The organism is Blastococcus deserti (assembly GCF_042682525.1).
Classification (GTDB): Bacteria; Actinomycetota; Actinomycetes; order Mycobacteriales; family Geodermatophilaceae; genus Blastococcus_B; species Blastococcus_B deserti.
In genome coordinates, this window is sequence record NZ_JBHUHP010000010.1 from 153,275 (window position 1) to 166,489 (window position 13,215).

At 75.7% G+C, this 13,215-nt stretch carries 14 protein-coding genes; 6 read left to right on the forward strand and 8 right to left on the reverse strand.

Translation table 11 applies throughout. From position 1 onward, the window contains the following. Positions 1-107: 107 nt before the first annotated feature. Positions 108-1,010, forward strand: coding sequence for a methylenetetrahydrofolate reductase [NAD(P)H] (metF, locus tag ACFSHS_RS11555; RefSeq protein WP_376875641.1), 903 nt, complete (start codon positions 108-110; stop codon positions 1,008-1,010). Here the strand turns inward: metF and ACFSHS_RS11560 are convergent. Further along, positions 1,000-1,635 (reverse strand): hypothetical protein, encoded by a 636-nt coding sequence (locus ACFSHS_RS11560; RefSeq protein ID WP_376875644.1) that lies wholly within the window; start codon positions 1,633-1,635, stop codon positions 1,000-1,002. The two genes, metF and ACFSHS_RS11560, sit on opposite strands and share 11 nt — an antisense overlap. Before the next feature lie 162 nt (positions 1,636-1,797). Between ACFSHS_RS11560 and ACFSHS_RS11565 the strand changes: the two genes are divergently transcribed. Genes ACFSHS_RS11565 through ACFSHS_RS11575 form a run of 3 tightly spaced genes read left to right on the forward strand, consistent with a single transcriptional unit; the run spans position 1,798 to position 4,630 of the window. Next, the gene (locus ACFSHS_RS11565) at positions 1,798-2,904 is read left to right on the forward strand and encodes a LolA-like protein (protein WP_376875648.1); all 1,107 of its coding nucleotides are present in this window, start codon (positions 1,798-1,800) and stop codon (positions 2,902-2,904) included. Further along, complete coding sequence (locus ACFSHS_RS11570) at positions 2,901-3,821, forward strand: ABC transporter ATP-binding protein (RefSeq protein WP_376875651.1); 921 nt, start codon at positions 2,901-2,903, stop codon at positions 3,819-3,821. Before ACFSHS_RS11565 ends, ACFSHS_RS11570 begins: the two co-directional genes overlap by 4 nt. Then, positions 3,818-4,630 (forward strand): ABC transporter permease, encoded by an 813-nt coding sequence (locus tag ACFSHS_RS11575; RefSeq protein WP_376875654.1) that lies wholly within the window; start codon positions 3,818-3,820, stop codon positions 4,628-4,630. Before ACFSHS_RS11570 ends, ACFSHS_RS11575 begins: the two co-directional genes overlap by 4 nt. A 59-nt stretch (positions 4,631-4,689) precedes the next feature. Here ACFSHS_RS11575 and ACFSHS_RS11580 read toward each other — a convergent pair whose 3' ends face one another. After that, positions 4,690-5,493 carry a lipase family alpha/beta hydrolase gene (locus ACFSHS_RS11580; protein ID WP_376875657.1) on the reverse strand — a complete coding sequence of 268 codons (804 nt, stop codon included), beginning with the start codon at positions 5,491-5,493 and terminating at the stop codon, positions 4,690-4,692. Between the two features lie 74 nt (positions 5,494-5,567). Here ACFSHS_RS11580 and ACFSHS_RS11585 point away from each other — a divergent pair, with 74 nt between their 5' ends. Together ACFSHS_RS11585 and ACFSHS_RS11590 are read left to right on the forward strand one after the other, a co-directional pair. Then, positions 5,568-6,242 carry a CDP-alcohol phosphatidyltransferase family protein gene (locus ACFSHS_RS11585; protein WP_376875660.1) on the forward strand — a complete coding sequence of 225 codons (675 nt, stop codon included), beginning with the start codon at positions 5,568-5,570 and terminating at the stop codon, positions 6,240-6,242. Between the two features lie 121 nt (positions 6,243-6,363). Beyond that, positions 6,364-7,338, forward strand: coding sequence for a carbohydrate kinase family protein (locus ACFSHS_RS11590; RefSeq protein ID WP_376875663.1), 975 nt, complete (start codon positions 6,364-6,366; stop codon positions 7,336-7,338). A gap of 126 nt (positions 7,339-7,464) precedes the next feature. Here the strand turns inward: ACFSHS_RS11590 and ACFSHS_RS11595 are convergent, their stop codons facing one another. From ACFSHS_RS11595 to ACFSHS_RS11620, 6 genes are read right to left on the reverse strand one after another with little or no spacing between them, the layout of a single operon-like run. Continuing rightward, positions 7,465-8,115, reverse strand: coding sequence for a flavin reductase family protein (locus ACFSHS_RS11595; RefSeq protein ID WP_376875666.1), 651 nt, complete (start codon positions 8,113-8,115; stop codon positions 7,465-7,467). Then, entirely contained in the window at positions 8,112-9,347 is a 1,236-nt protein-coding gene (locus ACFSHS_RS11600) for a glycosyltransferase family 2 protein (protein WP_376875669.1), read from the reverse strand. The genes ACFSHS_RS11595 and ACFSHS_RS11600 overlap by 4 nt, the downstream gene beginning before the upstream one ends. Continuing rightward, positions 9,344-10,171, reverse strand: a complete 828-nt coding sequence (locus ACFSHS_RS11605; protein WP_376875672.1) for a carotenoid biosynthesis protein — start codon at positions 10,169-10,171, stop codon at positions 9,344-9,346. Before ACFSHS_RS11605 ends, ACFSHS_RS11600 begins: the two co-directional genes overlap by 4 nt. Beyond that, entirely contained in the window at positions 10,168-11,874 is a 1,707-nt protein-coding gene (locus tag ACFSHS_RS11610) for a phytoene desaturase family protein (protein WP_376875675.1), read from the reverse strand. The genes ACFSHS_RS11605 and ACFSHS_RS11610 overlap by 4 nt, the downstream gene beginning before the upstream one ends. Positions 11,875-11,876: 2 nt before the next feature. Beyond that, positions 11,877-12,464: a GNAT family N-acetyltransferase gene (locus ACFSHS_RS11615; RefSeq protein ID WP_376875678.1), complete on the reverse strand. Its 588-nt coding sequence runs from the start codon at positions 12,462-12,464 to the stop codon at positions 11,877-11,879. After that, complete coding sequence (locus ACFSHS_RS11620) at positions 12,461-12,997, reverse strand: YbaK/EbsC family protein (RefSeq protein WP_376875681.1); 537 nt, start codon at positions 12,995-12,997, stop codon at positions 12,461-12,463. Before ACFSHS_RS11620 ends, ACFSHS_RS11615 begins: the two co-directional genes overlap by 4 nt. Between the last annotated feature and the right edge of the window lie 218 nt (positions 12,998-13,215).

A 13,215-nucleotide genomic window follows, 5' to 3' on the forward strand; every position in this document is an offset into this window, starting at 1 on the left:
TGCTCCTCCTCTTCCGCGGCACCCGGCCCGGTGGATGCACGACCGTGAGGAATGTCGTGGGGTCGGGACGGGCCTCCCACGGCGCGCCGCCCGTACCCTGGGTGCCCGTGACCCGGACCGTGCGCGAACTGCTCGCCGACGACCGGCCGACGTGGTCGTTCGAGTTCTTCCCCCCGAAGACGCCGGAGGCCGAGCCGCAGCTGTGGACGGCTCTGCGCGAGCTGGAGCGCCTGCAGCCCTCCTTCGTGTCCGTCACCTACGGCGCCGGCGGCTCGACGCGCGAGGGAACCGTCTCGGTGACCGAGCGGATCGCCACCGAGACCACGATGACCCCGATGGCGCACCTCACCGCCGTCGACCACAGCGTCGCCGAGCTGCGGCACGTGGTCAGCCGGCTCGCCGCGGCCGGGGTCCGCAACGTGCTCGCGCTGCGGGGCGACCCGCCCGGCGCCGACCCGCAGGCCGAGTGGCGGGCCCATCCGCAGGGCCTCCACTACGCCGCCGAGCTGGTCGAGCTCATCAAGTCGATGGGGGACTTCTCCGTCGGCGTGGCCGCCTTCCCCGAGCGCCATCCCCGTTCACCGGACTTCGAGACCGACGTCGCCCGGTTCGTGGACAAGTGCCGGGCGGGCGCGGACTTCGCGATCACGCAGATGTTCTTCCGGGCGGAGGACTACCTGCGGCTGCGTGACCGGGTGGGCAGCCGGGGCTGCGACGTCCCGATCATCGCCGGTGTCATGCCGGTGACCAACGCCCGCCAGATCACCCGGATCGTGCAGCTGTCCGGTCAGGCGTTCCCGGCCGAGCTCGCCGAGCGCTTCGCCGCCCTCGACGGGGACCGGCCCGAGGACAAGGCGGCCGTGCGGGCGTTCGGCGTCGAGGTGGCCACGGAGTTGTGCCGCACGCTGCTGGCCGAGGGCGTGCCCGGCATCCACTTCATCACCATGAACCGCTCGACCGCGACACGTGAGGTCTACGCCAACCTCGCGCACCTGCCGGCTACTCGCTGACCGGCCCCTCGAGGATCGCCGCCGTCTCGGCCGCCGCGAGTCGCAGCCCCTCACGCTCGGCGGCGTAGCCCCCGGCGACTCCGACGACGGGCAGGTTGGCCACGGCCCGGTGGAACAGTCTGCCCTTGGGGCGGGCGTCGAGGGTGTCGTCGATCCGGCCCAGGAGCCCGGCCACCCGCCAGAGCGTGCGCGCGGTGCCGCGGAGCCCCGCGCGCCCATCCCGTTTTCCCAGGGCCTCCTCGGCGTAGGTGCCCTTGGCCCGCTCCAGCAGCGGGCGCACCTGCTCGGCCGTCAGGGGACGGCGCAGGAGGACGCGGGACAGCAGCGATATCCGCGCGGCCGGGTCCTCTACCCCGTGCTCCGACGCCACGCCGAGCACCACCAGCGACTGCACCGCCGTCCCCACCGTGTTCTGCAGCGGGAGCACGTCGGCGAGCGCGCCGGCGAAGCGGGGCGCTGCCGAGACGCCGGCCGCCACCCGGGATACGCGATCGGCCCACCAGGCGTCGCGCTCGGCCGCCGGCAGGGCCGGGGGGCGGCCAAGGCGCCGCACGAGCGGTCCGGTCAGGCGGTCGACCCGGCGGAGCACGTCGACGACCACGGCGTCGCTGATGGGTGCAGCCATGGTCGGTGCCGTGCCCGGTCCGCCCTGCTCCCACGCTTCGCGGACGCGACAAGATCACCGCGCACCCACGGCGGTCATGCCCGCAGCCGAGGCGACCTCCGGCCGGTGCTGATCGTCATCGAGCGGCGGCTGCGACCGGGAGCTCCACGTACCGTGGCCGGTGTGGCGGCACGAGGACGCGGAGCGGCCGTGCGCTGGTCGGCCGTCGGCGCGCTGGTCGCCGCGCTCGTCGCGCTGCCGTCGCTGCTCGGGGCGCTGCCGGCGACGGACACCGGTGTCTCCGCCGCCGGGTTGCGCGCGGCCGTGCTGGCCAGCGACGAGGTCGGCTTCTCCGGTTACGCGGTGTCCGCCGGGGGACTGTCCCTACCGGTGACCGATCAGCTCACCTCCGTCGCCGACCTCTTCAGCGACCGCACGTCGATGCGGGTGTGGTGGCGCGGCCCGGCCGACCACCGGGTCGACGTGCTGACCGCCACGGGGGAGACGGGGACGCACCGTGACGCCCTGGGCACCTGGACGTGGGAGTACGAGTCGGCGACCGCCAGGCGCACCGTGCCTGGCCCCCTGGAACTCCCGGCGCCCCCGGATCTCCTGCCGAGCACGCTGGGTGCCCGGCTGCTGTCCGAGGCCTCCGCCGACGAGCTGTCCCGGGTCGGCGCCCGCCGGGTGGCCGGGCGCGACGGCCTCGGCCTCCGGGTGGTGCCCGCCGCCCGGGCCTCGTCGGTGGAGCGGGTCGACGTCTGGGTGGACGGCGACAGCGGCCTGCCCCTGCAGGTGGAGGTGTTCGCCAAGGGCTCCGCACGGGCGGCCCTCGACACCCGGTTCCTCGACCTGGAGCTGGCCGTGCCCGACGCCGAGGTGACCGCGTTCTCGCCGCCGGAGAGCGCCGGCCTGCGCGAGGACGGCGGGTTCGACCTGGTGGCGGCGGCCCGGCAGATCACCGGTCCCGCGCTGCCGCTGACCCTCGCCGGGCTCGACCGGCGTCCGGTGGAGGGGCTGCCCCGCGGGCTGGCCGTGTACGGCAGGGGCGTGACCCTGCTCGCCGTGGTGCCGGCCCCCGGCCGCCTGGCCGGCGAGCTGCGCCGTGCCCTCCACGCGTCACCGGGTGCGGTGGTGGACGAGCTCGGGGTCCGGGCCTCGGTCGGCCCGCTGGGGCTGATGGTGGTGGACCGTCCGGGCGGGCGCCCCTACGTGCTCACGGGCACGGTGACCACGGAGGCGCTGGCCGCCGCCGCGGCGGACATGCCGGAGCTTGGAGGCCGGCCGTGACCGCGGTCATCGCCACCTCGGCGCTGGTCAAGCGCTACGGCCGCCTGCGGGCCGTCGACGGCGTCGACCTCGACGTCCGCGAGGGTGACGTCTACGGCTTCCTCGGCGCGAACGGCTCCGGCAAGACCACCACCGTCCGCATGCTGCTTGGCCTGGTCCTGCCCACGAGCGGGGACGTCGAGCTGCTGGGGCAGCGCATGCCCCGCGCCGCCCGCCGCGTGCTGCCCCGGGTCGGCGCGCTGATCGAGGGGCCGGCCCACTACGGGCACCTGTCGGGGCGGGAGAACCTCGCCCTGCTCGACGCGGCAGGTCGCGGCGGGTCGTGGCGCACCCGCTCCCGGCGCGTGCGCGCGGCCCTGGAGCAGGTCGGCCTGGGGGGCGTCGGCCGGCGGCCCGTGAAGGCCTACTCCCTGGGGATGCGGCAGCGGCTCGGGCTGGCCGGCGCGCTGCTCCGCCGGCCCGAGCTGCTGGTGCTCGACGAGCCGACCAACGGACTCGACCCGCAGGGGATCACCGAGATCCGGGAGCTGCTGCTGGACCTGCACCGGGGCGGCACGACCGTCTTCCTCTCCAGCCACCTGCTGGCCGAGGTCGAGCAGCTGTGCTCGCGGGTCGGGGTGCTCGACCGCGGCCGGCTGGTGCTGCAGGACCAGCTGGCGACCCTCACCGCGCCGACCGGCTCGACGGTGGTGCACACGCCGGTGCCCGAGCGGGTGCGGGCCACGCTCGACGGCCGGGTGACCTCCGTCGACGGCCAGCGCGTGGTCGTCCGCGGCGCCGACCCCGCCGAGGTCAACGCGCTGTTGGTCGGGGCGGGCATCCCCGTCACGGCGCTGGCGCTGGAGCGCCCGACGCTGGAGCACGTGGTGCTGGCCGCGGCCGGCACGACGTCCGACCGGGTGGAGGCGCAGCGGTGATCGTCGTCGAGCTGCGCAAGATGTTCCGCCGCCCGCGCACCTGGGCGACCGTCGCCGTGCTCAACGCGCTGCCGGTGCTGGTCGCGGTGCTGCTGGTGCTGACCGATCTCGCCCCCCGGCCGGGGGAGGGCCCGCCGTTCCTCTCCGCGGTCCTGCGCAACGGCGCCCTCTACCCGCTGGCGGCCCTGGCCATCGTCCTGCCGTTGTTCCTGCCGATCGCCGTCGCCGTCGTGGCCGGTGACTCCATCGCTGGGGAGGCCCAGGCCGGCACCCTGCGGTACCTGCTGGCCCGCCCCGTCGGCCGGACCCGGCTGCTGGTGGCCAAGCTGATCGCGGTCATGGCGTTCGTCCTGGTCACCGTGGTCGTGGTGGCCGCGGTCGGCTACGTCCTGGGGACGACGCTGTTCGAGGCCGAGCCCGTCGCGGGCGGTTCCTCGGTGTCGGGCACCTCCCTGACTCCGGAGCAGATCAGCGGCCGGACGCTGCTCGCCGTCGGCTACGTCGCGGTGTCGATGCTGGGCGTCGCGGCGTTCGGGCTCTTCTTCTCCACCCTCACCGACTCGCCCCTCGGTGCCACGATGGGCGCGCTGGCGGTCCTGGTGGCGTCGTCGCTCCTGTTCACCCTGGACGCCGCGTCGCCGATCGCGCCCTACCTGCCGACCCGTTACTGGCTGGCGTTCGTCGACTTCTTCCGCGATCCGATCCTCTGGCGGGACATCACCCGCGGCATCGCGCTGCAGGCGGTGTACGTGGGAGTCCTCCTCGCGGCCGCCTGGGCGAACTTCACGACGAAGGACGTGACCAGCTGAACGAGGACCCCGTGCTCCCCACCCTCGGCACGCGCAGGGTGGGGAGCACGGGGCCACGCTCATCCGCTGAGGCGGGGGCAGTCGGCGGGGCCGAGCTCCGCCGGGTTCCCCGCGGCGAGCATGGTGACGACCATCGCCTGGACGATCGGGCTGCGGACCAGCTCGCCGTGTCGCACCTCGGCGTCCGGGCAGACCGACTGGACGGTCAGGTTCACCGCGCCGTCGAGCCGGGCGGAGTCCGGCGGCGTGACGGTCTCGTCCTGGGTGGTCCAGATGGAGACCCAGGTGGGGCCCGCCGGCGTCTCGTCGTCGCCGTTCAGTGCGGACAGCACGTCGCTGCCGGTCGTCAGCTGCCGGCAGCCGACGGGGCACCGGCCGGGCGCCAGCGCGCCGGCCAGGTCGGCGAGGGACGTGCCGTGGTGCGGCGACCCCAGCGTGAGCACCCGGCGGGTGATACCGGCGTGCCCGTCGGCCACCCACAGTCGGGCGATCACGCCGCCGGCGGAGTAGCCGACCACGTCGACGCTCGTCTCCCCGGTGCGCTCCAGGGCCTCGGAGGCGGCCTCGTCCAGCGCCCCGGCGGAGGCGCGCAGGTCGCCGGTCCCGTTCCCGGGCAGCCGGACGACGGTGGTGTCCCGCCCCTCCGCGGTCAGCCGGTCAGCCAGCTCCCGGAGCGCGCCGGTGCCGCCGCCGCCGTACCCAGGGACCAGCAGCACCGGCCCGGGACGGTCCTGCGCGACCGGCTCCGGCGCGGGGGACCCGGTCCGCGCGACCAGCACGGCGATGAGGACGGTCCCGACCACCACGAGGGAGAGGAGGGTGAGGACCAGCCGTCGGCGGGCGGGGGAGAGGCCGGCGAGCACCCCTTCACTGTGCCTGCTGTCGCCGCCGGCGCCACCCTTTGGTGGACTGCGCCCGTGGAGGGGCGGGAGACGGGGTGCTGAGCCGCGACGAGTACCTGGCCGCCTGGTCACGCTGGCACGGGGACACCGCCACCGACCGGCCGCTGGTGCGCGGCTGGCTGACCGCGGCCTGGACACTGGCCCGGCCGCTGGCCGGACTGCCGCCGATCGTGGCGACCGGCCTCGGCCTGCTGGTGGCGGTCGCAGCCGTCGTCCCGGCGTCGGCAGGAGGGCTCTGGCTGATCGCCGCGGGGCTCCTCGTCGGGCTCTCGGGTCTGCTGGACTCGCTCGACGGAGCGCTGGCGATCGGAACCGGACGGGCCTCGCGCCGCGGCTTCGTCCTCGACTCCGCCGTCGACCGGCTGACCGAGGCGGCCTACGCCGGGGCGCTCTGGGTGGCCGGGGCGCCGGGGTGGCTGGCCGCGTCCTTCGGTGCGCTCTGCTGGCTGCCCGACTACCTGCGGGCGCGAGCCGGCCAGGCGGGGGTGGCCGAGACCGGGGCGCTGTCGGTGTGGGAGCGGCCCAGCCGCGTCGCCGTGACCGGCATGACGCTGGGCGGCGCGGGGGTCGTCGCCGCGTGGGGCGGTGCCGGCCTGGTGGTCACTGCGGGCGCCGCGGCGGGCACGCTGCTCGGCGCCGTCGGCGTCGCGCAGCTCGGCGTCTCGCTGCGGCGGATGCTGGCCGACCGGCCGGCCGATGCGGCCGGATGAGAGCAGGGTGCGACGCAGCCATGTGCGGCCCGGGCTCTTAAGGTGAGCGGGTGCTCCGCTGCCTGCCGGGCACCCGACATCGTGCGGTGCGTTCCGCCGATCCAGCACCAGGGAGCCTTCCGTGCCCGTCGTCGTCACCGGCTCCATCGCCACCGACCACCTGATGACCTTCCCCGGGAAGTTCGTCGAGCAGTTCGTGGAGGGGCAGATGGAGAACGTCTCGCTCTCCTTCCTCGTCGACGACCTCGTGCAGCACCGGGGCGGGGCCGGCGCGAACATGGCGTACGGGCTGGGCCTGCTCGGACTCCAGCCCGTGCTCGTCGGCGCCGTGGGCAGCGACTTCGCCGAGTACGACGCGTGGCTGACCCGGCACGGCGTGGACACCGGCAGCGTGCACTGGTCGGAGCTCAAGCACACCGCCCGCTTCGTCTGCACCACCGACGCCGCCAACAACCAGATCGCCTCGTTCTACTCGGGGGCCATGTCCGAGGCGGGCAGCATCGAGCTCGGCCCGGTGGCCGACCGCGTCGGGCAGTTCGACCTCGTGGTGGTCGGCCCCAACGACCCGAAGGCGATGGTGCGGCACACCGAGGAATGCCGGCACCGCGGCTACCGGTTCGCCGCCGACCCCAGCCAGCAGCTGGCGTGGGCCGACGGCGAGATGATCCGCAGCCTCGTCGACGGCGCGGAGCTGCTGTTCACCAACGAGTACGAGTCACACCTGCTCCAGCAGAAGACCGGCTGGAACGAGGACGAGGTGCTCGCCCGGGTCGGCACCTGGGTCACCACCCGCGCCGCTGAGGGCGTGCTGGTCCGCCAGGCCGACGCCGAGCCGATCTCGGTGATCGCCGTCCCGGAGACCAAGCCGGTGGAGCCCACCGGCGGCGGCGACGCCCTGCGCGCCGGGTTCATCGCCGGGCGCATGTGGGGTCTGGGCCTCGAGCGGGCCACCCAGCTCGGCTCCGCCGTCGCCACTGCCGCCGTCGAGGTCATCGGCACCCAGGAGTACGACCTGCCGAAGGACAGCTTCCTGGCCCGTTTCGCCGAGGCGTTCGGCAGCGACGCCGCCGACGAGGTCGCCCCCTACCTGCCATGACGCCATGACCCCGTCGTCCTCCGGACGACACCGCGGCCACGAGCCGTCCCCCCGGCTGTCAGGAGCGTGTCCATGTGTCCCCGCCGGGAACCTCCGGCCCGCGCCACGCGCTCCGCGCAGCGCTGGTCAGTCACCCCTGATCTGCTCGCCGATGCCCGGGTCCTCGGCCCAGCGGCGGTAGGGGATGCGAGGGATTTCCTTGACCTCGCCGATCGTCGCCCATTCGTTCCCGCCCAGCCGGGCCAGCGGCCGCAGGTGCTCGATCCGCGGGCGTCCGTCGCGCACCGCGCCCGCCCACACGCTGATCAGCCGCACCAGGCCGAACACCACGGTGCTGTCGCCCAGCCGCACCGTCGAGTGCAGGGTGCACTCCACGGACACCGGGGACTCGACGACGCGCGGAACGCCCACCCGGGAGCTGGGCTCCAGCCGGACGCCGACCTCCTCGGCCTCGCTCACGCCGGCCGGGAAGTCCGTGCCGGTGGCGTTGACCTGCTCGAACAGCGACTCCGGCGTGAGGCTCACCGTGAACTCGCCCGTGGCCTCGACGTTGCGCAGCGAGTCCTTGCGGCCCACCGAGGTGAACTGGACGACCGGCGGGTCGACGCAGGCGACCGTGTAGAAGGAGTGTGGCGCCAGGTTGATGACTCCCTCGGCCGAGCGGCTGCACACCCAGGCGATCGGCCGCGGCACGACGACCGAGTTCAGGACGCGGTAGAACGCGCGCGTCTCCATCTCGTCGGGATCGAACTGCACACGTCCGGCGGGGTCGGTCACCTCCCCATCCTCACCGGGGGTCGTCGCGGCGATCGTGCCGGGGCGGCGACGGGCCGCGCGCGCCAGGTGAGGGTTCCCCGCCGGTGGCCGAGGAGCGAGCGTGCCATCAGCACGTCGAGCACCAGGATCGACAGGGGGTGCGCCAGCGCGTCGGGCCAGACGCGGCTGCCCGTCCGGGCGGCCACCACCGCGCGGCCGGCGGCTGCGGCCGCCCAGCCGGCCAGTCCGGCGCGCGAGCCCCGCACGGCCGCCAGCGGCGGCACCACCCAGACGGCGGTGAGCAGGGCGGCCGTGACGGCGCCCGCTGCCGGTCGGCCCCCGACCGAGGCCCACAGGGACTTGGCGTAGCCGTCGCGCAGCGCCGGCCACCCGTCGTACATCCGGCAGACGGCCAGCCGGGACCCGTCGATCGGGACGCCCCGGCCTCCGGCCCGCTTGACCGCGCGGAGCAGGGCGATGTCCTCGAGCACCTCGCCGCGCACCGCGGCGTGGCCACCCGCGCGGTCGTAGGTCCGCCGGTCGACGACCAGGAATTGCCCGTTCGCCGCGGCCGTCGAGGGACGGCGAGAGCGCTCGGCCACCCGCAGCGGCAGCGTCGTGGCCACGAGCCAGGGGGCCAGGGGTTGGACCAGCCGTTCGGCCGACCCGTGCGCGACCGGGCGCGGCCACGGGGAGACCAGGTCCAGGTCGTGCCGATCCAGCACCGCCACTGCCGCGGCGATCGCCTCCGGTGCGAGCCGGACGTCGGCGTCGACGAAGACCAGCAGCTCCCCGTCGTCCGCGCCCTCGCCCGCGCCCTGGCCCTCGCCCTGGCCCGCGCCCTGGCCCTGGCCCTCGGCCTGGCTCTCGCCCTGGCCCTCGCCTTCGTCCTGCCAGGCTGCCCCGGTCGCGCAGGCGTGCGGCTTCCCCAGCCAGCCCGCCGGAGGAGGCACCGCCCGGACCAGCCGGACCCGCGGGTCCCCGACCGACCGGACGACGGCTGCCGTGCCGTCGGTCGAGCCGTCGTCGACCACGACCACGCGCAGCTCGGGCACTCCCCGCTGGGCGAGCAGGGCGGCGAGGCAGCCGCCGATCTGCTCCTCCTCGTCCCGGGCGGGCACGACCACCGTGACCGGCCGGCGGACCGCCGGCGGATCATCCGGCGGACGGCGGAGCAGCGCGATGTTGACGGCGGCGTGGAGGGCAGCCGCGCCGGAGATCCCGGCCAGCACGCGGACCAGCCGGCCGCTCACCACCGGCCCCCGCGATGCCGGCGGACCACGGCCAGCAGGACCGGCAGGGCGAGCGCCGCACCCCAGGCGGCCGAGCCCGGGAGGCCGAGCCAGCCCGCGTGCGCCAGCGCGCCGCCGAGCGTCATCCACGCCAGCGCGATGAGCGGGGCCGCGTCGCCGGTGCGCGGCGCGCGCCCGGCCTGCGTTCGGGCGACCGTCAGGTCCAGCAGCGCCATGAGGACCAGCCCGGCGAGCAGCCAGCCGGCGAGGTTGGTGAGCGGCACCGTCGCGATACCGGGCAGCCCCGGGCTCGGATCGCTCCACGTCCAGTAGCCGGCCTGCACCATCTGCGGGTCGAGGACGACGTCCCAGCCGGCGAAGACCCCGGCCGCGGTCGCGATCCGCACGACCCGGCGGCGCGTCGGCCCGGCAACCGGGCGGGCGAGACGCTCGGCCAGCACCCAGCTCGGCCAGGCCATCATCAGCCAGGCCAGCGGGACCAGGAACGGCACGCCCAGCAGGGTGGGTCCGAGGGCGCCGCTGTAGCGGTAGCTGCCGTAGGGGAAGCCGGTGGCCAGCCCGACCGCCTCGAAGGCGACCGCGGTGACGGTGACCAGGACCAGCAGCCCGATCGCGGTGCGCAACCCGCGGGCGGCGCCCGCGTGGACCACCGAGAGCAGGGAGCCCAGCACGACGATCGTCCAGCTGACCGCGTCCCGGGCGGGCCCGGAACTGAGCGGATAGGCGATCGCGGTGAGGACCAGCGCCGCCGCCAGCACCAGGGGAAGGACCCGCCGGGCCGTCGACGGCCGCGGGGCAGGAGGCGCGGAGACGGCGGCGGTCACGCCGGCGTCCTCTGGAACCGGACGGCGGCACGGCGCAGCGCGCGGCCCACGGCGGCGCGTGCCGCGGCGGACCGGCGCCGGTCGGCCAGGAGCACGCGCGCCGACGTCCGGCCCGAGTTGCCGGACACGCCCCCACCGGGGTGGGTCGAGGCGCCGGCCAGGTACAGGCCGCGCAGCCCGGGCACCCGGTAGCCGGAGAGGGCCGGCGTGGGCCGGAAGGCGAACATGCTGGCCAGGCCCATCTCCACGTGCATGACGTTGCCACGGGGGAGGGACAGTTCGCGCTCGAGCGACAGCGGGGTCTGGACGTACAGCCGCTGTACCGAGTCGGCGAAGCCGGGCGCGTAGCGGTCGACGGCGGCGACCAGCCGGCGGGCCTCGCTCTCCGCGAGGTCGTCCCAGTCACCTCCGTCGGCCGTCTCGTACGGGTACCACTGCCCCCAGATGGTCACCACGTGCTGCCCCGGCGGGGCCAGGCTGTCGTCAGTGGCCGAGAAGCACATCGCCAGGGGCACCGGGACGCGGGGGAGCTGCCCGGCGGCCCAGTCGCCGTGCGCCGAGGCGAGCGCCGCACGGTCGGTGCAGAGGAGCTGGAGGCCCTGGAGCGAGAGCTCGGGAGCCACGCCGGGATAGGCCGGCGGCGCGTCGGTCAGCGCTCGCACGACCAGCCCGAAGCCGTTGCCCAGCGGTGGATCGGCGTCGGCCAGCGCCGGAGGAGCGGCGTCCCCGGCGAGCGCCCGGGTCACCTGCACGTGGCAGGCGGCCACCACGGCGTCGGCCGTCACCCGCCGTCCGCTGACGGTGCGGACGCCGGTGATCCGCCGTCCCCCGGCGCCGTCGTCCGCGGTGAGCAGCCGCGCGGCGCCGTCGCCGAGCGTCACCCGCCCGCCGTCGGACTCGAGCCGTCGGCGCAGGGCGGCGGTCAGGCCCCCGGACCCACCGACCGGGTGCCCCGGCGGCACGTCGTGGAGCAGCGCGACCCAGCCGACCATCGCCGCGGTGCCCGGTTCCGACATGGGCGGGCCGGACTGCGCCCCGAACCAGGCCAGCGCCGCCTTGAGCCGTTCGCTGCGGAACCAGCGGTCGAGCAGGGCGTCGCCGGACCCCAGGAAGTCGACGGCGAGCTCCCCGCCCGGGGTCCGCGGCCGCCCGTCCGCCGGGGCCCCGAGGGGCCAGAACGAGCGGATCAGCCCGGCCGGGCCGGGCCGGCGGCCGAAGGAGGCGACGACGGCTCGGCTGCGCGGTGCCCAGACCTCGACGAACCGGCGGTAGGATGCCGCGTCCTCCGGGCCGCAGGCCTCGGCGATGGAGGCGCAGGTGGCGTCGAGGTCGACGGAGAGGACGAGGGGGCGGCCTTCCGGTCCGGGGTCGCCCGGGGAGGGTGCGGGCGCGAACCCCCACGGGTCGCAGTCGATGTAGCGCAGCCCGTGGGCGGCCAGGTCCAGCTCCTCGACGATGCCGCTCTGCCGGATGATCACGTGCGCGCTGGAGCCGCGGTCGACGCGGACACCCGGCCAGCGCTCGACGGTCGAGACGGCGCCGCCGAGCACGGCGTCGGCCTCCACGACCTCCACCGACAGGCCCGCCCGGGCCAGGTAGCAGGCGGCGACGAGCCCGTTGTGGCCGGCGCCGATGACCACGACGTCGACACGGCCGTCGACACGGCCGTCGACACGGCCGTCGACGGGGGGAGGGCTGCTCACACTCAGCTGTTCGCCGCGGCCCGGCTGGGTGGATGCAGCGGGAGGCGGGCGCCGAGGATCGCGAAGGGCCGGGAGTCACCCGGGAAGTGGTAGCCGCGTGCCAGGTCGACGAAGCCGTCGGCGTGGTACAGCCGGAAGGCCTTGGTGTCGGCGTCGGGCGTGGACAGCAGGGCAGCGGGGTGCGGGAGGCCGGCCAGCAGGGCGTGCAGGAGGCGGCGGCCCAGGCCACGGCTCTGGTGGTCGGGGTGGACGTGCAGCTCGCAGACCTCGAAGGCGCCGGGCAGCCACTTCTTCGCCGTCCGCCGGTCGAGGGCGGCGCGCACCTGGTCGTGCCACCACTGGCCCGGGGCGACGAGGTAGCCGTAGCCGAACCCGACCAGCTGCTCCCCGTCCGGCGACTCGGCGAACGCGCCGACCGCCCGGAAACCCGGCCGCTCGGTGTGCTGGACGGCGTAGCCGTAACGCCCGGCCACGACGGCGGAGTCGTACCCCATCGCCAGGCCGTAGATGGTCAGGGCCTCCTGCATGTGCTCGCGCAGCCACGGCGTGGGCAGCTCGACGATGCGGGTCGCGGGCCGGGTGTCGGTCATCGCGCGGCCGCCTCGGCGCGAGGGGTGGCCGCCGGGCCGGTGCCGACCTCGGCGGCCGTCCCGTCGGTGAGGCGGAGGAGCTCGTCGTAGGTGGTGGGGAAGACCGTGTGCGGGTGCCCGGCGGCGGCCCACACCACGTCGAAGCGGGCCAGTTCGATGTCGACGAGGGTGCCGATCGGCTCGGGGTGGCCGATGGGCGCCACGCCGCCGATCGCCTGGCCGGTGTGCCGGCGGACGAACTCCGGCGTCGCGCGGCTGATCCGTGGGACGCCCAGGAACATGGCGAGCAGCCCCTCGTCGACCCGGTGCGCGCCGCTGGTGAGCACGAGCAGCGGGTCGCCGCCCACGTCGAACACGAGGCTGTTGGCGATCGCTCCCACCTCCACGCCGAGCTGGGCCGCGGCCGCGGCGGCGGTCCGTGCGCTGTCGGGGAGGTGGCGGACGGCGCCGGTGGCACCGGCGGCGCGGAGCAGTCGCGCGACCTCGGCGACCCGGGGGTGTTCCGGCGGCGTCGGCGTGGTCGGCGGGGCCATGGACCGATCCTGCCACCGGCCGGGGCGGCGTGCCGCCGTGGTCCCCGACCGGGTGGCGACACGGTGCTCCCCGTCTTGACGACCGGGGGCCGGTCCGGTCTACTTGGACCTGTTCGAACACGCGTTCGAACAGCGTCGCTCCCGCCGCTCTCCGGCACTTCCCCGCCCGGAGCGGTGACCGGAGCGGCGCGGGCACGGGCGAGAGGTGGGGAGTCTGT